Source organism: Nocardia brasiliensis NBRC 14402 (assembly GCF_000308475.2).
In the GTDB taxonomy this organism is placed as follows: domain Bacteria; phylum Actinomycetota; class Actinomycetes; order Mycobacteriales; family Mycobacteriaceae; genus Nocardia; species Nocardia brasiliensis.
The window spans coordinates 167,911-190,942 of record NZ_BAFT02000060.1 but is presented as its reverse complement, the minus strand read 5'-3'; the positions used below and the strand labels follow the sequence as shown (position 1 = coordinate 190,942).

Sequence of the window (23,032 nt, the reverse complement as noted above, 5' to 3'; positions counted from 1 at the left end):
GTCGCCGCTCACTCGCACAGCGCGTGGGTGAGTAGAGCGCGGATGCCGACGGGGGCGGGGGTGCCGGTGTAGGCGATGGTGATCGCCCGGGCGGTGGTGGCGCCGGCGATGGTCGAGAAGCCTGCTATGCCGCCGACGTGGCCCACATACTGTGTGCCGCAGGGGAGTTGGGTGTAGCCGACACCGAGACCGTAGGACATGCCGTCGCCGTAACCCATGTCCGTGCCGTCGAGCATCTGCGGCAGCAGTGCCGGCGGCACCACCGCTCCGGTCAGCAGCGCGGTGTAGAAGCGGTTCAGGTCGGCGCCGGTGCTGACCAGCGCGCCCGACGTCCACAACGCCGACGGTTCCACGCGGGTGGTGTCGGTGACGACGCCGTCGATCGTGGCGTAGCCGTTCGGATGTGGGTCGCGCAAACCGGTTTCGCCGGTCGCCGGCATATACGTATCCGACATGCCCAGTGGCGTCAGGACCCGGTCGCGCAGTTCGTCGGCGTAGCGGTGTCCGGTCACCGCTTCGATGAGCATTCCGGCGACGATGTAATTGGTGTTGGTGTATTCGAATCGGGTCCCCGGTGCGAACCGCGCGGGATGGGCCAAGGCCAGGGCGATCTGTTGCGCGGGAGTGAAGGTGCGGCCGTCACGTGCCACCGTGTACTCGTTGATGTCGGGGGATTCGGCCGGCTGCGGCAGTCCGCTACGGTGGCCGAGAACCTGGCGGACGGTTATGGCGCGTCCATCGATGCCGTCCCCGGCGACCGATCCCGGCAGATATGTCTCGATCGGCTGATCGAGGTCGACACGGTGTTCGGCGACCAGTTGCAACACGATCGCGGCGGTGAACGTCTTGGTGATGCTGCCGACCCGGACGTACTGCGGACGATCGGTGCCGATCGCAGACTTCGCGGCGATATCCGCGACACCGGCGGTGACGACCGTGCTGACGTCGTTGTCGGTGAGCGTGGCCACGGCGCCGACCGCGCCGGAACCGATCATCGCGTCGAGGTCGTCGCGCACGCGGTCCGCGCCGGCGACGGCGAGTGCGGGCGCGGACGTCGGCGCGACCGCGGCCGTCGTGCAGGCGGACAGCAGCACCGACACGGTGCATATCGGGAGGGCGAAAGCTCGAAACCACATGACCCGACCGTAGAAACCCAAGGCCCGCAGCCACATTGCACCGCAGTACTACGGTGCCTCGAACTGGAGTATCACACCGGGCGCTGGTCCACTACCGAACGCACGTGCGCGGCGATGTGCTGTTCGATCCTGGTGAGACAGTCGTAGCCCTGCTGGGTGCCGGCGACCCAGGCCGCCGTCATACCGCCGACGACATCGCGCGGTGCCGGAGCCTCGGGTTCGGCTGCCTGCGGGGTTGCCGCGGGCGGAGTCCAGGGGGAGACGGGCGGTTCGACCGGCGCGGGTGGGGCCTGGTAGATCGGCGGCTCCGGTACGGCTTCCGGCCCACTGACCGGCGGTGGCACGAGGGGACGCCCGGACAGGCCCGAGGTCGTGTGGTCCTGGCTCGACGCGGAGCGACCGGCCGGCGGTCCGTCGCGGTGGGTGCAGACCAGCGCGGTGAGCACGGCGGCGGTCGAGACCACCGCGAACTGCATCGTGACTTCGGACTTTCGTGGTGCGCGGTGTCTACCCATCGGCTGCTTTCCCTCGAATACCCGTCGGGTCTGAGAGTTTATGGCGCGCAATCGATTCGGACCAGAAATGTTAGCGTTTCTGTAAACGAGTTAAGTGCCACCGAAACTGCCTCGGGCACCACCGGGACAGGCCGCAACGGTGGCCGGTTGATATGCCCCTACCTGCGGGTTCTCGTCCGCTCGGCGGCAGCCACGCATTCCCGCCGCATACGACGGCATTTTCCGCGTAAATACCTGGTTGCGATTGAAATCGATCATGCCGGGTAGATCGAAGGGGCACTATGGGGTCTTGACGCCAGACTCGATGATTTCCACAACAGCTGTTTGTCTCGATGTACGCAACATCCGTGGCATTGCGAAGGAGGAAACCCATGGAATGGCTTCTGGGATTACTGGGCGGGGTGGTCGGTGGCGGGATCGGTGGTTCGAAGAACCCGCTCGGACCCTTGGTGAACGGTGCGGCGGGTGCGGTCGGTGGCGGCGTCACCGGCGGGATCATCCAGGCCGCGACGGGTAGCGGGCTGGACTTCGGGCAGATCCTCGCCCAGGTCGCCGGCGGTGGTGTGGTGGGCGCCGTGCTGTCCGCGATCATCGGCGTGGCCACCAAACCGAAGGCCGGCGAAGTTCGCTGACCGACAGCTTCGAGATTGCCTGCAAGTGCTAGCCCTGTCGCCCCTTGTGAGGAGTCTTTCGATGAAGAGCTTGAAGAAATCCCTATCCGCCGTCGCGTTCGCCGGCGGATTGATCGCGACATTCGGCGCCGGTGTGCTGCTGAGCCCGAGCGCCGGTGCGCAACCGGCCGACGCGGACGCCGCGATCACCGCGCACTACGACGAGAAGGGCGGCGCGTCTACGCCGCTCGGGGAAAAGGTCGGTGCCGTCTACGCTTTCGGGCCGGACGGGGCCGCACAGGATTATCGCGGCGGAAAGATCGTCTACTCGCCGGAAACCGGCGCGAAGGTGATGTACGGCGCGATCTTGGACAAGTATCTCGCGCTCGGCGGTGCGAGCACCGATATCGGTTACCCGGTGAACGACGAGTCCGACGCGCCGGTCGCGGGCACCGCGCGCTACAGCGAATTCTCCGCCGCGGACGGCGCGACCATCCAGTGGAGCCCGCAGAACGGCGCGTGGCTGGTGCGCGGCCCGATCCGCACCGCGTGGTCACATCTGAAGGCGACCGACGGTCCGCTGGGTAGCCCGACCTCCGACACCACGGTGGCCGACGGCGTCTACACCCAGACCTTCAGCGGCCAGAACGGCAATCCGGTGCAGATCCGCTGGAGCAAGGCCGACGGTTTCACCACCGTGCCGCCGGAGATCGCGGGTCAGTTGAGCGGACTGGATGTGTCCGCGCCCGGTGCGCCCCCCGGTTCGGTGGTGTCCGGCGGTAATCCGGAGCCGGCGACCGAAGCCAAGTCCGACTCCGATTCGGGCTCGAGTTCGAACGCGAAGTGGTGGGCGCTGCCGATCGGTCTGGTGATCGCGGCCATCGCGGGTGCGCTCGCGGCCATGGTGGGCCGCGGCGGATCCAACCACAGCGCGTCCGGGCGGGGCCGGGGCACCCCGGTGGCGGCGGGCACTGCGGCCGCGGCGCGTCCCCGTGGTGGATCGCATGTCGCCACCCCGGAGGAAGCGCACACCCGCATGGGCACCACGCGCAATCCCTGATTGCAGGCACGCCATGGGCTCCCGGGGACGATATCCCCGGGAGCCCAGACGTATTCGCTACCCGGCCGCAGCCGTACCCAGGTCGGCCCTGGCCGCGGTGGCGAACTCGAAAGCCGCCGGTTCGGGCTTGCGCGTCGCGCGCCAGTAGCTCGTGCCGGTGCCCGCCCAGGACTGGCGGTTGTGGCCGGTGTGGTCGAGAAACCAGCTGTGACAACCGCCGGACACCCACACGGACCGGTCGAGTTTGCCGTGCAACCAGGTGTTGAACTCGTCCTGCTTCGCGCCGCTCACCTCGATCCGGGTGGCGCCCTGGCGCTGCATCAGCCGCAGGCACTGCACGATGTAGCGGACCTGCGCCTCGATGAGGAACACGATCGACTGGGCGCCGCCACCGGAATTCGGGCCCATGATCATGAAGAAGTTCGGGAAGCCCGCCACGGTCATGCCGAGGTAGGCCTGCATACCGTCGCGCCACGCGTCCTGAATGGTGAGCCCGTCGCGACCGACGATGTGTTCGGTCGCGCAGCGGTTGTCGGTGGCGAACCCGGTGCCGAGCACGATCACATCCGCCTCGTGCAGTACGCCGTCGGCGGTGCGGATCCCGGCCTCGGTGAATTCCTCGATGCCGGCGGTCACCAGGCTCACATCGGGTCGTTGCAGGGCCGGAAAGAAGTCGCTGGAGAACAGGATTCGCTTGCAGCCGAAGGTGTGCGTGGGCGTGAGCCGGGCGCGCAGCTCGGGGTCGGGCACCTGCTTCTTCAGATGGTGCAGCGCCACGAACTTCAGCAGAAAGTTCCAGCGGGGGTGGAAGTAGCCGTAGACCGGCGCCTCGTGCAGCCAGAAGGCGAAATTGCGGTAGATCTTCATCAGGCCGGGGAAAGCCTGGAACATGCGCTGTTCGACGTTGCTGACCGGACGGTCCATCTTCGGCATCACCCAGTGCGCGGAGCGCTGGAACACCTCGACATGGGCTGCGCTATCGGCGATCTGGGGCGCCAGCTGCACGCCGCTGGAGCCGGTGCCGATCACCGCGACCCGCTTGCCGGTCAAGTCCACCGAGTGATCCCATTGCGCGGAATGGAAGACCGGCCCGGTGAAGTTCTCTCGCCCCTTGAACTCCGGGATGTTCGGCACGTGCAGCGCGCCGTGCGCGGCGACGACGGCCCGGGGCCGATACTCCTCGCCGTCGGCGGTGCGGACCACCCATCGGTCCGCGGCGGCGTCGAATTCATAGGACACCGCCTCGGAGCGGAAACGGATATAGGGCTCGATCCCGTAGTCTTTGACGACTCGTTTGATGTAGTCCAGGATCTCCGGTTGCGGAGCATACATTCGGCTCCAACCGGTATGCGGTGCAAAGGAATACGAGTACATCATCGACATGATGTCGCAACCGCAGCCGGGATAGGTGTTCTCGCGCCATACCCCGCCCACGCCGTCGGCCTTCTCGAGGATGACGAAATCGCGCTCGCCCGCCTCCAGTAGTTTGATCGCCATCGCGACACCGGCGAATCCGGTGCCGACGATGAGAACATTCGGGGACGCCGTGCTCACCTGATCGTTCGATGCCATGGTTCACCTTTACTCGACTGAGGGGCGCGTCCGGGTGACGGACCTGCGCGGTCGACTTTCCGACGGTGTGCCGACCCTCGGAATGCGCACTGCCGACGAATGATTCGGCTGCGGGAATCGACTGATTACACCACAGCGCGCCGCGTGCCGCATGCCGAATCGCGCGCGATGCCGCGGCCTGCGTTCGGCGCCCCCGTCGCGAATCATGGTGTGCTGATTGGTGTTCGGATCGTCGTGGTGAGATCCGTCGCGTGCAGCAGGGATTTCGCGTGCTGCCACAGCCGGACCAGGGTCTGCTCGTCGGGGACGTCGGTCCCGCGCGCGGTCGGCTCGCCCGCCGCCTCGGCGCCGTCGGCGAGCCGGCGCGCGGCCAGCACCAATTCGGCGACCATCCGGATATGTTCCTGTTCGTCTTCGACGACGGTGTTCTCGATCAGTTCGTCGACCGGCGTCGGCAGCGGCAGGACATATCTGGCGACGATTTCGGCCGCGTCGTGGATTTCCATTCGCCTGCGGTGCAATCGTTCCTGCGGCGAGACATTCCAACTGTCCGCCCGTTTGAGCCGGAAGACGACCTGCGGCGCGGCGGCGGTGAGGTCGCGCCAGATCGGATACACCCGGCGCGCGGCGCGCGATTCCCGATCGAGCCGCAGCAACTGCACGATCGCCTGCGCCGAGGAGGGCACGTACACCATGACCAGGGCGGCGAACACGAACAACCCGGGCTCGCCCGAGGTGAATCCGTCGGCGACGAGTTCGAAGATGCTGCGCGTGAACGCATTGCCCACACCGATGGCGTCCGCCGCGGCGGCGATCGCCATCAGGAAGACGGGCAGTGAGCTGGCGACACCGAAGCAGACGAGGGCGGCGACGGTGAACCGTTCCCACAGCGTGTTGGTCCGCCACACCGTGCCGCGGACTTTCAAGACGTAGTAGTACCCGGAAACGATCACGGGCAGGGCCGAATACAGTCCGATGTAGATGCCGAAACGCCAGCCGCCGTATTCGGCGATGGACGTCAGGCCGTGGGCCCGGGCGGGCGCGCTGAGCGCGAGGAATATCAGGCCGATCGCGGCGGAAAGACCCAGCACGACCTTGAACTGGGTGCGGTAGCGGACCGGGCCGTTCTCGTGCAGCAGCGCCATGCCGAGACCGAAGGCCCAGGCGGTCACCGTCAGCCAGTGCCAGGCGTCGAACACCGTGGGCAGGCCGCCGGGGACGAATTTCGCCACCTGTCGCGCGATGACCGGTTCACGCAGTAGCGCCGCCGCGGCGTCGAAGCCGAGCAGGGTGTTGATCAAGCGGCCGAACAGCGTCGTGTGCAGGGTCGACGCCAGCCGGATCAGGGTGATGGCGACGATGAACACCGTTGCCGAGATGGTGATCCAGGGCGACAGGTGGGTGTTCGGCCACATGCGTCACAACTCTCTCAACATCGGGTCGCGGCGCGGTCCGACGGTCCGCGCGCGGAAGCTGATCAGGGTCGCCAGCAGCTCGGCTTCGTATTCTTCGACCGAGGCGTAGCTCGAGGCGCCGCGGGCGGCGCGGACCATGGACAGATCGATGGCGTCGTTCAACGCGACCTCACTGGTCAGCGTCTTCCATTCGACCGAGGACAACGAGGTGTCCTGGCCGTGGCCGAGCAGCATATGGCTGACCTCGTGCAGGGCCACGTGCAATTCGACCGCCGGGTCCGAGGACTGCCTGAGGAAGATCACGTCGTAGTCCTTGCAGGCCAGCCACAGTCCGCACAGTCCCACCGGTGCGGTGGGCGGCAGCAGCAACCGCACGATGCGCCGCCCGCGCGTGCGTTCGACGCACGCGATGAACTCCTCGATGGTCCAGTCCGTCGGCAGCTCGAGACTGTCGACCAGCGCTTGCAGGCGAGCCCGCGTGGAGGTCTTGCCGCGAGTGGGCTTCCACGTGAGGGTGGAGGCCTTGCGCCGGAACAGTTTCAACATGTCACTTGCCTCCTCGTTCGAGTGAGGCGATCCGCGTCAGTGAGGTCCGACCCGTCGGCATTACCGCTGGTAAGAGCTGCTGCGTCGAGGCCGGTGGAATGCAGATCGTATGCGTTCACGATTTCCTCCCCCGAGCACCTGGAGATCCCACCTTGTTATCGCGCACCACAGCGGCATCGTTGCCACCGGCGCGATATTGTTCGTCGAAGTCGTCCGTTTCAACGGGAGTGCGACGTCGTCCATCGTCCCGGATGCCTTCAGCGGACCGGCATGTCGACACACATCGACTCACCATCGTCGACTTGCCGGGCTGGCATATACCCTACCTGTCACCCGGGCTTCGCGTAGCTGTAATTCCGCGGTCAGAAGTTCCAGATTGTCACTTTGACCTGGGCCGATATGGGTGAACAGTAACGCAAGATTCGGCATCGGCGCCGTCGGAGGAACGCGATCGGTCCTGGTGGCACGGCCGGCGGTGGCTCGGCCGCGCACGGTAGGGCAGGGTACGGGTGAGTTTTCGCCGGACCACGAAATATCGCGATGCCGACCGGTTTTCAGCGGTGGCGGCCGTAGGCGGACGGACGCGCGGTCCGGCGGCCGCCGGAACCGTTCCGCGCGTGAGCGATACCGGGCGCTCGTCCCCGTGGTTCGCCGAAATACTTTGTGTTTCAACCGTTGTCGCGTCGCGCGACCCGCGTGGACGGTCCCCGATCCGCATCCTCGGGTCGTCCGGCATGTCTCGAGGGTGCGTACGTCCATGACCCGCTGCTTCGGAGGCTAGGTCTGCGGATGGTCGTCTCGGTCGGACTCGCGCCCAGGCTGTGCGGGTTCGGCCGTGTTCTGTAGCGCCTGTAACAGGCGATCGATCGCGGTCTTCGGGAAGACCAGCTGATAGCCCTCGGTGTGGCTGCGGGCGCGTTTCAACTCGATGCCGAGCCGGTCGAGCTCGGTCACGAGGTCCACGACCGACCGGTGTTTGCGGGCCAGGTTCTGCAACGCGTCCACGCCGCTCTCGACATCGTCGGGCACGACGGTCTCGTCGGGTTCGTCCACCGGGGGCGCCCCGAGGGTGCCGCCGTGATGCAGTGCGGCGGTTGCGCTTCCGGCCGCCAGCCCCAGCGCTTCGAGCGCGCGGTTGTACTTCGCCTCCGTGGTGGCGCTTATCGTGTCGACTTGCCCGCTCTCGATCCGGGACTGAACATTTCGTGTAGGACCCCCGAGGTCATGGATGTGCTGGTGCGTGATCAGCTCATCGGGAAGATTTCGCTGCCGGAACGCCTTCAGCTGCCGTCCGAACCGCTGTCCAGCCGACTCGACTCTCGCACGGTTCACGGTCTCGCTGGCGCCCAACTCGTCGCCCATGGCAAGCACCATACCACTTGGCTGTGCAGAGCTGGTCATCATGCGCGTGCATGTCCTCTCATGTCCGGTCGCGAACGAGCACCTTAGCAAGATCATTGTCCGACGTCACGCAGGGGGTGGAGTTAGACTGCACGAGTGTGCGCATGAGAGGGATCTTGGATGCACACGAATGCACACCGATGTGTTGACATGACTGCTCGTGGTCGATAAATTCTGACCATGGGTGCGGATCTGGGCACCGGGCGTGAGGTGGGCACAAATCATGTGGACGTTCAGCACGATCAGCACGACCCCTGATGATGTGCCGCCCTGTGCCACCCAGCTCAACCGCCTCAGTGTCGATGTATCGCCGGCCGTCCGGCGTCCGAACGACTCGGTCCGACCGCCGAGGTCTCGTTCGGGGGGAGTAGGCACCGGCCGGGAGCTCCATGCCGTCCGGCGGTCCACCGAAAAGCGCTCGGCGGGTGGACATTTCGCATCGGCGGTCATGGTCCTCGAGGGGGGAACATGACCGCCGGCTCGATTTCGGCAAGTGACGGTCGGAAACTCGACGATCAAATCAGCCTGCTCGATGCCACCGCGCACCTGGAATCGAAGGCGTGGTGGGGCGTTTCGCGCAGGCGAAGCGCGAATGGTCGATACGGATCCTGATCGACTGGGCGACACCAACTGAGCGGTTGTCTCGCCCGGTCGATAGACGTGTGGTTACAAAACGAAGGTAATGCGATGGATTCTGTGCACAGCTCATCGATCGAGACCGAGTCGACCGCTCACGAGGGCATAGCCGTCGTGGGAATCGGTTGCCGGTTCCCCGGACGGGTTTCCGACGTGGGTGATTTCTGGCAACTGCTGCTCGGTGAGCAGGACGCCGTCCGTGAGGTTCCGGAGAACCGCTGGTCCGGCGCGGCGTTCTACGATCGGGATGCGGCGCGGCCGGGCCACCTGCGCACCAGGGCGGGCGGCTATCTCGAGGACGTCACGTCCTTCGATGCGCACTTCTTCGGCATCACGCCGCACGAGGCGGCGCGGATCGACCCGCAGCAGCGCCTCTTCCTGGAGACCACCTGGGAGGCGCTGCAGGACGCGGGCATCGTCCCGGAAAGCATCGCGGGCACGAAAACCGCTGTGTACGCGGGCGTCTCGGGGCACGACTACGGCATCATCCAGCTCAACCCGGAGAACCGCTACCTCATCGGCGGCCACACGATGACCGGCGTCACGAACTGCATTGTGGCGAACCGTGTTTCGTACCTGCTCGACCTGCGCGGCCCCAGTATGACGGTCGATACCGCGTGCTCGTCCTCGTTGATCGCGATCCACCTCGCGTGCCGCAGCATCCGCTCGGGCGAGGCGTCGATGGCGATCGTCGGCGGCGTCAGCACGCTGCTCATTCCCGAGGCGACCATCGGCTTCAGCCAGGGCACCTTCCTCTCGCCGGAGGGGCGGTCCAAATCCTTCAGCGAATCGGCCGACGGCTATGTGCGCAGCGAGGGTTCGGGCACCATCATCCTCAAGCCGCTGTCCGCGGCGCTCGCCGACGGTGACCGCGTCTACGCGGTGATCCGGGGCAGCGCGACGAACCAGGACGGCCGCACCAACGGCATCTCCGTGCCGAGCGAGGAAGCCCAGGCGCAGATGATCGCGGACGCCTGTCGGGACGCGGGCGTGGCGCCGGCCGATATCGGCTACGTCGAGGCGCACGGGACCGGTACCTCCGTCGGTGACCCGATCGAGGCGCGCGCCCTCGGAAAGGCCTTGGCGCCGGGGCGAAACGGGCACGGTCCGTGCATCGTCGGCGCGGTGAAATCGAACCTGGACCACCTGGAGTCGGCGGCGGGCATCGCCGGCGTCATCAAGGCGTGCCTGGTGCTCACCAACGGTGAGATCCCCGCGAATCTGCATGCCGAAGTGCCGAATTCGACCATCCCGTTCGACGAACTGGGCCTGCAGTTGGCGCAGTCCCGCCAGCCGTGGCCGGGTGACCGGCCGCGCCTGGCCGGTGTGAATTCCTTCGGGTTCGGTGGCTCGAATGCCCATGTGATCCTCGAGGGCCCGCCGGCGGCCGCGGGAAACACGGTGCCGGACAAGGCGAACGGGCACGCGACCGCCGTCGAGACACAGGAGCCGGTGGTGTTCGCGCTCAGCGCGAAGACCAAGGACGCGCTGCGGGCCTACGCCGAGAGCTATGCGGAATACCTGGAGGAGCCGCCCGCCGCGGCGAGCCTGCCGGGCATCGCGGCCACCCAGTCGCAGACCCGGGCGCACTACGACCATCGGCTCGCCGTGGTGTGCGCCGCCACCGACGAGTTGCGCGACGCGCTGCGTGAGGTCGCCCGCGGTGCGACCCCGGAATCCGTGCGTACCGGCGTGAAAGCGCCTGCCGCACAGCAGATCGCGTTCGTGTTCTCCGGCCAGGGCCCGCAGTGGTGGGGCATGGCGCGGGAGCTGCTTGCACAGAACGAGGTGTTCCGGGAGACCGTGCAGCGCGTCGACGCGGAACTGAGCAAATACGCCGACTGGACCGTGTCCGAGGAACTCGGGCGCGACGAAGCCGACAGCCGGATCGGCGAGACGTTCATCGCCCAGCCCGCGGTGTTCGCGGTGCAGGTCGGCCTGGCGGCCGTGTGGCAGAGCTGGGGCATCGTGCCCGCCGCCGTGGTCGGCCACAGCATCGGCGAGGTCGCTGCGGCCTACGTCTCGGGTGGGCTGTCGTTCGAGGACGCGGTGCGAGTCATCTTCCACCGCAGCCGGGTTCAGCAGCAGGCGTCGGGCAAGGGCAAGATGCTCGCGGTCGGTCTGCCGCTGAGCGAGGTGGAGCAGCGGGTCGCCGGATATCGCGGCCGGGTCGCCATCGCCGCGCTCAACGGGCCGCAATCGGTGGCGCTGGCCGGCGATCCCGACGCGCTCGAGGAGATAGAGCGCGAGCTCGGCGCGGAGAAGATCTTCGCCAGGATGCTCCAGGTAAGCGTGGCCTTCCACAGTCACCACATGGATCCGCTGCACGACGAGCTGCTCTCCTCGCTCGAGGGGCTCACCTCGGGTCCGGCGACGGTGCCGATGTACTCCACGGTCACCTCCGAGATCGTGCCGACCGGCGGCCTCGACGCCGAATACTGGTGGCAGAACGTGCGCGAGCCCGTGCGGTTCGCGCCCACCATCGATCGCCTCATCGAGGATCAGCACCTGGCGTTCGTGGAGCTGGGCCCGCACCCGATCCACGCGACGGCCATCGGCGAGCTGCTCGAACAGCGGCACGCCGAGGGGATCGCGGTGCCGTCGCTGCATCGCAAGCAGAGCGATCGGGCCACCCTGCTGTCCTCGCTCGCCGCGCTCTACACGGCCGGTTTCGACCCGTCGTGGGCGGCCCTGTTCGACGGGGTAGCCGCCCGGGTGCAGGTGCCGTTCTACCCGTGGCAGCGTGAAACCTATTGGCTGGAAACGCCTTCCGCGCGCGATCGGCGCTTCCCGGCGCTGCGGCATCCGCTGGTGGGCGAGGTCGGCCGGGTCGCGGACGAGCCGGACAAGCACGTCTGGGAGATCGTGCTCGATCCGGATCACTTCCCCTGGCTCGACGACCATCGGGTGCAAGGTCCCATCGTCTTCCCCGGTGCGGCCTACCTGGACATGGTGCTCGGCTGTGCCGAGGACGCGTTCGGCGCCGGCCGGTACTCGCTGGAAAACGTCGAGTTCCGGCGTGCGCTGTTCGTCTTCGACGATCGTCCCGCGCCCGTCGTCCAGGTGGTGCTGACACCGTCGCTGGACTACTCCGTGTACAGCAGGCAGGACGGTGACAAGGACTGGACCCTGCACTCGGTCGGGACGCTGCGCCGCGGCGCGCCCGACACCGAATTGCCAGTGCCGTTCGCCGAACTCGACGCCGAATGCCCGCTCGAGATCGAGCCCGCCAAGGTCTTCGCCAAGCTCCGCAACAACGGCCTGATGCTGGGCCCGACGTTCAAGGCGATCACCAAACTCGGCTACGCCGACCTGAAGTCGCTCGGCCGGATCGACACCCCGGTGGCGCTCGCGGACGAGGCGCCGCGCCACGCGATCCATCCGGCCGTGCTGGACTCCTGCTTCCAGTCGCTGTCCATCTCGATGGGCAACGATCCGAACAACGAGGACAAGACGCTCTACCTCCCTGTCGAGGTGAAGCGGCTCAGCTTCTACGCGAAGGCGAGCGGTCGCGTCTACTGCTATGGCCGCGCGCAGATCAGCGAGGACATCAACTACTGCTTCGGTGATCTCTGGATCGTCAACGAGGACGGCACGCTCGTCGCCGAACTCGAAGGGTTCCGGGGCAAGTCGATCACCACGACCGCCGAAGACAGCGACGCGCTACTGCAGTGGCTCTACGAGTTCCGCTGGCACGAGGCGCCGGTGCGCACGAAGACCCGCATGCCCGCCGCGCTGGCCGCGCCGGCCACGCTCGACGCGGCGGTGGCACCGCTGGTCGACGAGTTGCAGAATTGGTCGGTCAACCGCGAGTACCACGCGAGCACCGAGACGGTGATGGACGCGCTGTGCATCGCGTTCGTGACCGAGGCCTTCTATCAGCTGGGCATGGAGTTCTCGGTGGGCCGCACGGTCACCCTGGACGAGCTCGCCGCCGAGATGCGGGTGCACGACAAGCATCGGCGCTACCTCGCCCGGCTGCTGGAACTGCTTGCGCGACACGGGATCACCGAGAAGGATGGCGACGCGTGGCGGCTGCTGACGGTCCCCGAGCGGGTCGACACCCGCGCGGAACTGGCCAGGTTGCAGGAACTGCATCCCGAATGCGAGCCCGAACTGGCGGTGCTCGGCCGCTGTGGCACCGAGCAGGCCGCGGTGCTGCGCGACGATGTGAACCCCATCGAGCTGATCTTCCCCGAGGACGAATTCCAGTCGGTGGCAGACCTTTACGGTCCCTCGTTCTCGTTCGGCAAGGCCAATCGCATCGTCAGCAAGATCGTCGGTGAATGCGTGCGCGCGCTGCCCGCCGACCGGCCGATCCGGGTGCTGGAGATCGGTGCGGGCACCGGCGGCACCACCGGCTACGTCCTGCCGGAGCTGCCCGCGGACCGAGCCGAATACGTGTATTCCGATGTCACGCAGTTGTTCCTGGGTAAGGCACGGCATCGCTTCGCCGAATTCGAGTTCGTCGACTATCGAGTGCTCGATATCGAGCACGATATCGAGGCCCAGGGCTTCGACGCGCACTACTACGACATCGTCGTGGCCTCGAATGTGGTGCACGCCACCGCGAGTCTGAGTGCCACGCTCGCCAACGTGCAGCGCCTGCTGACCGCGCAGGGCATGCTGCTGGTCGTGGAGGCGACGGTGCCGCCGCACTGGGTCGACCTGACCTTCGGCATGACCGAGGGCTGGTGGGCGTTCAGCGACCACGACGTCCGGCCCGACTACCCGCTGATGGCGGAGTCGAAGTGGCGGGAGTTCCTGCCCAGCATCGGTTTCGAGAACGTGCAGATCTTCTCCGATATGGCGACACCGGAGCAGACCGGCAACTCGGTGATCCTGGCGCGCACCCCGTCGATCGACCTCGAACCGCATCAGCCGCGGATCGAGCAGGGCTCCTGGGTCGTGCTCGCGGACGAAGCCGGGGTCGGCGATCGCTACATCGCGCTGCTCACCGAGGGCGGTGCGGCCGGTGTCGTGGTCACCCGCGGCACGGAGTTCGAGGAGATCGACGCCAACACTTTCCGGGTGCGGCCGAACAGCAGCGAAGACCTGCAGCGGGTGCTCGAGCAGGTACGTACGCAAGCGGGCGAGATCGCCGGCGTGCTGCACCTGTGGAACCTGGACTACGCGGGCGCCGAACTGACCACCGAATTGCTGCCCGCCGTCGAAACCGAAGGCGCCTACAGCGTGATCGCGCTGGCGCAGGCGGTCGAGGAACTGGACTGGGAGCAGGCGCCGCGATTGTGGGTGGCGACCTCCGGTGCGCAGGTACTGGACCGCGCCGAGCACGTCGCGCTCACCCAGGTGCCCAGCTGGGGCATCCTGCGGGTGCTGCTGAGCGAGCACAGCAGCCTGCGGGCGAAGATCTTCGACTTCGATCCGGCGGCCGCGGCGCCGCAGCGCGCCGCGCAGCTCTTCCAGGAGCTGCTGCACGTGGACGCGGCGGACGAGGAGATCGCCTTCCGCGGCGAGACCCGGTTCATCGACCGGCTCGAACACGTGTCGCTCGCCGAATTCGAGGCCTCGGTCGCGACGCCGGCCCGGGTCTCGGACCCGACTCCGTTCGCCCTGTCGGTGCCCGCCGATCCCGAGATCGAACAGCTGCGCTACGAGCGGCAGGCGGTGCCGGTGCTCGGCGCTGGTGAGGTGGCGATCCGGCCGCTGGCCACCGGCCTGAACTTCCGCGACATCATGCTCTCGCTCGGCATGCTCTCCGACGGTGCGACTTTCGGCGGCTTCTACGAGAAGAACCTCGGCGTCGAGTGCGCCGGTGTGATCACCGAGGTCGGGCCCGGGGTGGACGGGTTCGCACCCGGCGACCGGGTGATCGCCTTCGCCCGTGGCTGTTTCGGTTCACTGGTGGTCGCCGATGTCCGGCGGGTCTACCAGGCGCCGTCGCGGCTGTCCGACGCCGAGGCCGCGACGCTGCCGATGGCCTACCTGACGGCGTGGTACGCGCTGGTCGAGGTGGGCAGGCTGCGTAAGGGGCAGCGGGTGCTCGTGCATGCCGCCGCCGGCGGTGTCGGCCTCGCGGCGGTGCACATCGCCCGCTCGCTGGGGGCGACCGTGCTGGCCACCGCGGGCAGCGAGGAGAAGCGGGAATACCTGCGGGCCTTGGGTATCGAGGCGGTCTTCGACTCGCGCTCGCTCGCCTTCGCGGACGAGATCCGGGAGCGCTACGACGGCATCGACGTCGTGCTGAATTCCCTGCAGGGCGAGACGATTCCGAAGAGCCTCGAGTTGCTGCGGCCGCGCGGCCGGTTCCTCGAGATCGGCAAGAAGGACATCTACGACAACTACAAGCTCGGCCTGAAGCCGTTCGGCAACAACCTGAGCTACGCGGCGATCGATATCGACCGGCTGCTGCTGGAAGATCCCGAACTGTGCCGCGAGGCGATGGTGGAGGTGTTGCAGCGCATCGCCGCAGATACGTTGCCCGCGCTGCCGCACACCGCCTTCGGCGCGGTCGAGGTGGCCTCGGCCTTCCGGTTCATGGCCTCGGCCAAGCAGATCGGCAAGGTCGTCGTCGAATTCGACGCGGACACCGAGGTGCTCGTGCATCCGACGGTGACCGGCGACCATGCCTTCGACGCCGACGGCGCCTACCTGATCACCGGCGGCTACTCCGGTTTCGGCCTGCGCACCGCGCAGTGGCTGGTCGAGAACGGGGCGCGCACGGTGGTGCTGGTCGGCCGCCGGGCCCAGATCGACGAGGAGAACGAGGCGCCGATCGAGGAAATGCGGGCCAAGGGCGTCAACGTGGTGCTCGAGCGGGCCGACGTCTCGATCGAGGCCGACGTGGTCGCCCTGATGGACCGGATCGCGGAGCTGCCGCCGCTGCGCGGGATCTACCACGCCGCGATGGTGCTCGCGGACGGTCCGCTGGCCGGCATGACCGAGGAGCAGTTCCTGCGGACCGTGCAGCCCAAGGTGGACGGCGCCTGGCACCTGCACAACCACACCCGCGAACTGGAACTCGACGCCTTCGTCATGTACTCGTCGATGAGCTGGAACGTCGGCACCCCCGGGCAAGCGAATTACGCTGCGGCCAACGGATTCCTGGAAGCGCTCGCCAAGCATCGGCGCGCGCACGGTCTGCCCGCCCTGACGGTCAACTGGGGTGCGCTCGCCGAGGTCGGTTTCGTCGCGCGCACCAAGCTCGACACGCTGGCCCGGCTCGGGTGGACACCGATCATCCCGGACCACGCTCTCGATTTCATCGGGCGGTGCCTGGCCCAAGGTGTCACGAGCACCAGCGTTTTCGGCGTCAACTGGTCGAAGATGAATCAGGTCATGCCGATCATCCGGAGCTCGCCGCGGTTGGCGCATCTCGCGCTCGCCGAAAGCGCGGGCGTCACCGCGAGCGGTGGCACCGAGGGGCTGCGCGCCGAACTGCTCGAGCTCGAAGAGTCCGCGCGCCAACCGCGGCTGATCGAGGCGCTCTCGCAACAGATCTCGCGGATCTTCGACATGCCGATCGACCGGCTCGCCCACGACGTGGCCCTGACCGACCTCGGCATGGACTCGCTGATGGCCGGGCAGATCCGCAACGCGCTGGCCAAGCATCTCGACATCGACTTCCCGACCATGGGTCTGATGCGTGGCCCGACGCTGGTCGAGCTCACCGACGAGGTGCTCGCCCAGGTCTTCGGCGAGGCGAACGGCGTGCTGCCGGTGGCGTCGGAAAACGCGGGCACGCAACGCTGGATCCACACGGTGAAGGGACGGTCGAGTACCGCGTCGCTGCGGGTGTTCGCGATGCCGTTCGTCGGCGGCGGCGCCTCGGTGTTCACACCGTGGCCGAACTTCCTGCCGGACACGGTGGAAGTGGTGGGAATTCAGTATCCGGGCCGCGAGGACCGGGTGAACGAGGTCCCGTTCGACTCCATGCCCGCCTTCATCGAGGAACTGGCCGATGCGATGCTGCCGCACCTGGATCGGACCTTCGCGATCTACGGGCACAGCATGGGTAGCCTGCTGGCCTACGAGCTCACCAAATATCTGGAACAGCAGTACGCCGAAGTGCCGCTGAAACTTATCATCGGCGGGTGGCCGTCGCCGGCGCTGGTCGAGAGCTACGTGCGAAACCTGAAGCACATTCGCGACGGCTTCGACATGGACCGCGAAACGGACAGCCGGGTGCTGGAAGTGTTGCGGGACAACGATCTGCTGAACATCCCGGTCGAGGACGAGGCCTCGGTGAAGCCGATGATGCCCGCGGTGCGGGCGGATCTGAAGATGCTCGGCGACTACCGATTCGAACACGGTGTGGTGCTGCGGGCCCCGATCACGGTGCTGCGCGGTGCCGAGGACCCTCTGTTCGAGGCCGACCAACTGCAGGGCTGGGAAAAGCTGACCAGCGGCCGGTTCTCGCTCACCACGGTCCCGGGCGGGCACCTGTTCATCCAGAACCCCAGTGCGCAGGTGATGCGGACGATCGCCGACGAACTGTCCGCCGAGGACCACTACCCGAGCTTCACCAGTCTCATGGATGGGCACTGAGCAACTGCTCGAACGGAGAAATGCTATGAAACCGATTGACCGATACGACGTAGTGATCTGTGGCGGCGGACTGGCGGGGCTCACCCTGTCGAGGCAGCTCAAGCGGACCATGCCCGAGCTCTCGGTGCTGGTGCTGGAGCGCACCGGCGGCGATATCCCCGACGGCGCGTACAAGGTGGGGGAGGCGACCGTCGAAGGCGGCGCGCACTACTTCACCGAACAGCTCGGCCTCACCGGCTATTTCAACAAGCACCACCTGCACAAGCTCGGCCTGCGCCTGTTCTTCGGCGACCAGCACGGTCCCTTCGAGGCACGGCCGGAGATCGGCGCGCGCCGGTTCGCCCGGGTGCCGTCGTATCAGATCGACCGCGGCATCTTCGAGCGCGATCTGCGCCGTGGCGCAAAGGATCTCGGCATCGACCTGATCGAACAGGCCAAGGTCGTCGACGTGGATCTGGCGCAGGGCGACGACGATCACGTCATCACCTACGAGGTGGCCGGCGGGGAGGAGCGCTCGGTCCGGGCGCGCTTCGTCGCCGACGCCTCCGGGCGCGGCAAGCTGATCCAGCGCAAGCTCGGCCTCGGCGCGCCGAGCCCGCACAAGATCAACGCGGCCTGGTGGCGGTTGCGCGGCGAGTACGACGTGGAGGAGATGGCGGGGCCGACCAGCCCCACCTGGCGTCCGAAAACCCAAGAGCGCCGGTGGTTCTCGACCAACCACCTGATGGGCACCGGCTACTGGGTGTGGATGATCCCGCTCTCGTCCGGGAACACCAGCATCGGCATCGTCACCGACGAGCGCTACCACCCGTTCCGGACGTACTCGACGGAAACCAAAGCGCGGCAGTGGATCGCCGAGCACGAGCCGACGCTGGCGAAGTTCACCGAACAGGCCGAGCTGCTCGACTTCCTGGTGCTGCGCAACGCGAGCTACAGCTCCACGCAAGCGTTTTCGCACAACCGGTGGGCCTGTGTCGGTGAGGCGGCGGTGTTCCTGGACGCGTTCTACAGCCCGGGCTCGGACTACATCGCCTACACCAACACGATCACGACCCGGCTCATCGAGCTCGACCGCAAGGGCAGGCTGACCGAGGACGTCGCCCAGTCCTACAACCGGTTGCTGCTCGAGGACCTGTGGCCCAATTACCTGCAGATGTACCACGACAACTACAGCATCTTCGGGCATGCGCCCGCCATGTTCACCAAGGTGATGTGGGATACCTCGTTCTACTGGGCGCTGCCCTCGCAGATGCTCTTCCGCGGCTTGCTCACCAGCCCGGACGCGGCGGCCGAGTTCCATCCGATCGCGTCGCGGTTCTTCGGCATCCAGTCGCGCATGCAGGCGAACTTCCGAGCCTTCGCGGCGCAGGCGCCGCAGCCGGAGAAGTACCTGTTCGTCGAATACAGCAAGGTGCCGATCTGCGCGCAGCTGCATCTGGACCTGCTGACCGACAAGACCGCCACGCAGACCTTCGCGGATATGCGGCGCAATGTCGACCGCTTGGAGGCGTGGGCGGATTCGTTCGAACAGGAAATCGCCACCAGGATCGACCTGCCGCAGCGGGATCCGGCCGAGTCGGCGCTGCAGGCGACGGCGCAGTAGCGAGGGAGTGGCGAACTTGACCGAATTCGAAGGCCGGGTAGCGATCATCACCGGCGGCAGTCGCGGTATCGGCAAGGCCCTGGCCCTGGCGCTGGCGCGCCGGGGCACCGCGGTCGTCATCGCGGCGAAGACGATGGAAAGCGGTGGCAGACTACCCGGTAGCGTGCCGGACACCGTGCGCGAGATCGAAGCGCTCGGTGGGCGTGCGCTCGGCCTGCGCTGCGATGTGCGCGACGACGCGGATCTGCAGAACGTCGTCGAGCGGACGGTGGCCGAATTCGGTCGAGTCGACTTTCTCGTGAACAACGCGGGCGCGATGTGGATTCAAGCGGTCGAGGCCACTCCGCAGAAGCGGTACGACCTCGTGATGAGCATCAACTCCCGCGCCCCGTTCCTGTTGGCGAACTACTGCATTCCGCATATGCGCAAGGGCAATTGGGGACATATCGTCAACCTGAGTCCGCCACTGGACCCCGACGTGCTCGAGCATGTCGGCGGGAAAGTCGCCTACATGGCTTCCAAGCTGAACGCGACGCTGCTCGCGTTCGGCTTGGCCCAGGAGCTGGCGGGCACGGGGATCGCGTGCAACGCGATCTGGACGCGCACCCTCATCGGCACGCTGGCGACGCAGAACCTCGGCCTCGGCAGTCCCGAGGACTGGCGCACCGAGGACATCGTCGTCGACGCCATTCTGGCTGTGCTGGAACAGGACCCGGCGAAGTTCACCGGCAACGCGCTGGTGGACGACGAGATCCTGGCCCGGTTCAAGGGCATCGACGATCTGTCGCGCTACCGGATGGTGCCCGACCACGAGCCGACGCCGATGACGTGGGAGCGCTGGGACCGGCTCGCCGACGAAGCGCGGCAGCAGTATTTCGCCGCCGTGCTGGCCGCCGATCCGGCCGGCGCGGCGAAGCTGTCGGGAGGCGCGTAGCCGTGTCGTTGACCCAACGTATCCGGTCGTACGGGGTTCTCGCGCGGGGCATGCTCGAAGGTGTGGGCTCGAATCGCACGCTGGCGCTCGAGTTCGAGCGGCGCAGCGGGCGCGCCGAGCATGCGGCGCAACCCTTTCTGCTGTACGCCGACGAGCGGTTCGACTACGCGGAGGCCAATCGCCGGGTCAATCGGATCGCCCACGCGTATCGCGAAGAAGGCCTGAGCAAGGGTGACGTGCTCGCCCTGCTGATGGAGAATCGGCCGGAGTTCATCTGGCACTATCTGGCGGCGGGCAAGCTCGGGGTCGTCGTGGCCTTCATCAACACGCAGACCCGCGGCGACGGTTTGGTGCACGCGCTCTCGGCGTGCGGCGCGAAACAGCTGACCGTCGGCTCGGAATGTCTGCCCGCGTTTCTGGCCGTGCGCGACCGGGTGCCGGCCGAGCTGGTCGACCGCTGCCGGGTGGACAAGGACGAAAAGGCCTCCGCTGCAGGCGATGTCGCGGGAATGGTGCGGTTCGTGCCGAGCGAGATCAGCACCGATCCGCCCGAGACGGCGCTGCATTCGCTCGCCGACACCGGCGCCTACATCTTCACCAGCGGCACGACCGGCCTGCCCAAGGCCGCGGTGATGAGCTATCAGCGGTTGACCTCGGTCGGCCGGGTCACCGGCGCGCTGGCGTGGCGCCTGGAACCGGGAGACGTGATCTACAACTGTCTTCCGCTGTTCCACACCAACGCGTTGGTGATCGCGCTGTCGAGCGTGATCGCGCACGGCTGCACCCTCGCCCTGGGGCGCAAGTTCTCCGCGAGTGCGTTCTGGCACGACATGCACCGCTTCGAGGCGACCGGGTTCAACTACATCGGTGAGATGTGCCGCTACCTGATCAACACCGCGCCGACGGAATACGATGTCGGACACCGGGTCCGGGTGATCGTCGGGCAGGGGCTGCAAGCCGACGTGTGGGCGACGCTGCAGGCGCGCTTCGAGATACCCCGGATCGTAGAGCTGTACGCCTCGACCGAAGGCAACATCGCGACGCTCAATCTGTCCGGAACGGTCGGCTCGGTCGGCAAGCTGCGCCTCGGCGGCAGGCTGGCGAAGTGGGATTTCGACCGGGACGATTTCGTCCGCGACGGCGCTCGCCTGGTCGACTGCCGCCCCGGCGAGGTCGGGGTGCTGCTCGGGCCGATTCGCAAGCGCACCCCGTTCGGCGGCTACCGGGACGAAAACGCCACGCGCGCAAAGGTCGTCACCAACGCCTTCCGCGAGGGCGACGCGCTGTTCAACACCGGCGACATGTTCCGGATCGACGCCGAGAAGAATCTGTTCTTCGTCGACCGGCTCGGCGACACCTTCCGCTACAAGGGCGAGAACGTGTCGACCACCGAGGTGCAGGAGCAACTCGTGCGCTGGCCCGGCATCGCCGCGGCCAACGTCTACGGCGTGCACGTGCCCGGACGCGAAGGCCGGGCCGGTATGGCGGCTATCGTGCTGGCCCGTGGCTCCCGCTTCGACGGCGTCGAACTCGCGTCCTATCTCGACGCGGTCCTACCCCCTTACGCACGGCCGATTTTCATTCGCGTGTGCCCGTCGCTGGAAACCACGGCGACGCTGAAGCTGGCCAAACTCGCACTGCAACGGGAAGGTTTCACGCCACGGGACGGGGAGCCCGTCTATATCCGCGATGCGGGGGACGCCGCCTATCAGGAGCTGACGCCGCAGCGCTACGCGGCGATCATGCGCGACGAGCGGGCGTCGGTGACCTCGGAAAGAACTGAGGGCCAATGACACTCGAAGAAACCTACGAGCGGGCGCAGGCCCCGCTGGCTGTCGAGCGCTCTGGTACCGGTCCGCCGGTCGTGCTGGTGCACGGTGGGATGCCCGCGCCGATGACCTGGGCCGCCCAGCAGGAGCTCGCGCAGCGCTGGTCGCTGATCGTGCCGAGCCGGCGCGGATTTCCGCCGAGCCCGGCCGCGCAGTGGCAGGACTTCCGCGCCGACGCGGACGATTTGGTGGACCTCGTCTCGGAAGTGCCTGGGGGAGTTCACCTCATCGGCTTTTCGTACGGCGGTATCGGCGCGCTGCTGGTGGCCGAGCGGCTACCGCACCTGGTGCGGTCGCTGACCGTGATCGAGGCGCCGCTCTGGAACGCCGCGGCCGAGGACGAGTACGTCCGTGAGCTGGCCGACCTGTCCGATCAATACGCGCAGCACCCGGACGATGCGGAGGCCGAGCGAAAGTTCTTCGCGGTGGCCGGTGTGGATCCGGCGATGCTCGCCGATGTGGGCGAAGAGGTCAGGCACGCGCTGGAATTCGGGCGCAAGCTGCGTTCACCGCGGGAAGCCGAGCCCCGGTTCGAGACGATCGCCGAGGCGGGTGTGCCGGTGCTGGTGTGCTCGGGCAAACACAACCCCGCCCTCGAACGGGTCTGCGATGCGGTAGCCGACCACCTCGATGCGCAACGGGTCCACCTGCCCGGTGCGGGTCATGCCGTCCAACATGCCCCCGGATTCAACACGATGCTGGAAACATTTCTGACAGCCGCGGAACAGAGCCGCGGCAATGGACGAGGAGGCACCAAATGAGTGATGACGCAACGATTCACGGCCATGAGAAGGTGCTCGAGTACACGGTCGAGCTCTTTCGCAGCTTCACCCCGCCCGGCGTTACCCTCCAGCTGCCGCCGCCCTCGGCGAAGGAAATGGACATGCAGTTCGAGGAGTACGTGCCGGGCACCTCGCTGACCGCGACGGTGGCGGCGCCGCCGAGCTATGCGAACGCTGTCGGCATCGTGCAGGGCGGGTTCCTCTCCGCCATGTTCGACAACCTCATCGGGCCGCTCAGTTATCTGACCGCGCGCGGCCCGACGACGACCCTGGAACTGACGACGCACTTCATGCGCCAGACGTTCCCCGGGCAGCGGCTGCGGTTGACCGCCGTGGTGCGCAAGGCGGGGCGCACGGCGATCTACCTTGCCGCGGAGGCACATAGCGAGGACGGGAAGCTGGTGGCGACAGCGGTGTCCACGGTTCAAGTTCTGTCGATGCCGACTCCGTAGTCGACGGTCCACCTTCGCCACGGCGAAGGTGG

General features: G+C 67.1%; 14 protein-coding genes. 8 read left to right on the top strand and 6 right to left on the bottom strand.

Features of this window, described 5'->3' with window-relative positions:
- Window positions 1-8: 8 nt before the first annotated feature.
- Window positions 9-1,136 (bottom strand): serine hydrolase domain-containing protein, encoded by a 1,128-nt coding sequence (locus tag TY25_RS20140; protein ID WP_226887367.1) that lies wholly within the window; start codon window positions 1,134-1,136, stop codon window positions 9-11.
- Between the two features lie 71 nt (window positions 1,137-1,207).
- Window positions 1,208-1,651, bottom strand: coding sequence for a hypothetical protein (locus TY25_RS20135; RefSeq protein ID WP_146153989.1), 444 nt, complete (start codon window positions 1,649-1,651; stop codon window positions 1,208-1,210).
- Window positions 1,652-2,022: 371 nt separating this feature from the next.
- On the opposite strand from TY25_RS20135, the gene TY25_RS20130 reads away from it, so the two are divergent.
- Window positions 2,023-2,283: a hypothetical protein gene (locus TY25_RS20130; protein ID WP_042258319.1), complete on the top strand. Its 261-nt coding sequence runs from the start codon at window positions 2,023-2,025 to the stop codon at window positions 2,281-2,283.
- Between the two features lie 61 nt (window positions 2,284-2,344).
- Window positions 2,345-3,322 carry an LGFP repeat-containing protein gene (locus tag TY25_RS40655; RefSeq protein WP_081868982.1) on the top strand — a complete coding sequence of 326 codons (978 nt, stop codon included), beginning with the start codon at window positions 2,345-2,347 and terminating at the stop codon, window positions 3,320-3,322.
- Window positions 3,323-3,379: 57 nt separating this feature from the next.
- Here TY25_RS40655 and TY25_RS20120 read toward each other — a convergent pair whose 3' ends face one another.
- From TY25_RS20120 to TY25_RS20105, 4 genes are all read right to left on the bottom strand, one after another.
- Complete coding sequence (locus TY25_RS20120; RefSeq protein ID WP_042258318.1) at window positions 3,380-4,894, bottom strand: flavin-containing monooxygenase; 1,515 nt, start codon at window positions 4,892-4,894, stop codon at window positions 3,380-3,382.
- Window positions 4,895-5,097: 203 nt separating this feature from the next.
- Window positions 5,098-6,309, bottom strand: a complete 1,212-nt coding sequence (locus TY25_RS20115; RefSeq protein ID WP_042258316.1) for a DUF6545 domain-containing protein — start codon at window positions 6,307-6,309, stop codon at window positions 5,098-5,100.
- A 3-nt stretch (window positions 6,310-6,312) separates the two neighbouring features.
- Window positions 6,313-6,855, bottom strand: a complete 543-nt coding sequence (locus TY25_RS20110; RefSeq protein WP_014984574.1) for a hypothetical protein — start codon at window positions 6,853-6,855, stop codon at window positions 6,313-6,315.
- Window positions 6,856-7,632: 777 nt separating this feature from the next.
- Window positions 7,633-8,217 carry a hypothetical protein gene (locus TY25_RS20105; RefSeq protein ID WP_042258314.1) on the bottom strand — a complete coding sequence of 195 codons (585 nt, stop codon included), beginning with the start codon at window positions 8,215-8,217 and terminating at the stop codon, window positions 7,633-7,635.
- A gap of 726 nt (window positions 8,218-8,943) precedes the next feature.
- On the opposite strand from TY25_RS20105, the gene TY25_RS20100 reads away from it, so the two are divergent.
- From TY25_RS20100 to TY25_RS20075, 6 genes are read left to right on the top strand one after another with little or no spacing between them, the layout of a single operon-like run.
- Window positions 8,944-17,400 carry a type I polyketide synthase gene (locus TY25_RS20100; protein WP_042258313.1) on the top strand — a complete coding sequence of 2,819 codons (8,457 nt, stop codon included), beginning with the start codon at window positions 8,944-8,946 and terminating at the stop codon, window positions 17,398-17,400.
- A 25-nt stretch (window positions 17,401-17,425) separates the two neighbouring features.
- Complete coding sequence (locus tag TY25_RS20095) at window positions 17,426-19,003, top strand: NAD(P)/FAD-dependent oxidoreductase (protein WP_051728449.1); 1,578 nt, start codon at window positions 17,426-17,428, stop codon at window positions 19,001-19,003.
- 16 nt (window positions 19,004-19,019) lie between these two features.
- Window positions 19,020-19,937, top strand: coding sequence for an SDR family oxidoreductase (locus TY25_RS20090; protein WP_162184215.1), 918 nt, complete (start codon window positions 19,020-19,022; stop codon window positions 19,935-19,937).
- Complete coding sequence (locus TY25_RS20085; RefSeq protein ID WP_369405387.1) at window positions 19,832-21,730, top strand: long-chain-acyl-CoA synthetase; 1,899 nt, start codon at window positions 19,832-19,834, stop codon at window positions 21,728-21,730. The genes TY25_RS20090 and TY25_RS20085 overlap by 106 nt, the downstream gene beginning before the upstream one ends.
- Complete coding sequence (locus TY25_RS20080; protein WP_042258312.1) at window positions 21,727-22,527, top strand: alpha/beta fold hydrolase; 801 nt, start codon at window positions 21,727-21,729, stop codon at window positions 22,525-22,527. The genes TY25_RS20085 and TY25_RS20080 overlap by 4 nt, the downstream gene beginning before the upstream one ends.
- Window positions 22,524-23,000, top strand: coding sequence for a PaaI family thioesterase (locus TY25_RS20075; protein ID WP_014984581.1), 477 nt, complete (start codon window positions 22,524-22,526; stop codon window positions 22,998-23,000). The genes TY25_RS20080 and TY25_RS20075 overlap by 4 nt, the downstream gene beginning before the upstream one ends.
- The last annotated feature ends 32 nt before the right edge of the window (window positions 23,001-23,032 follow it).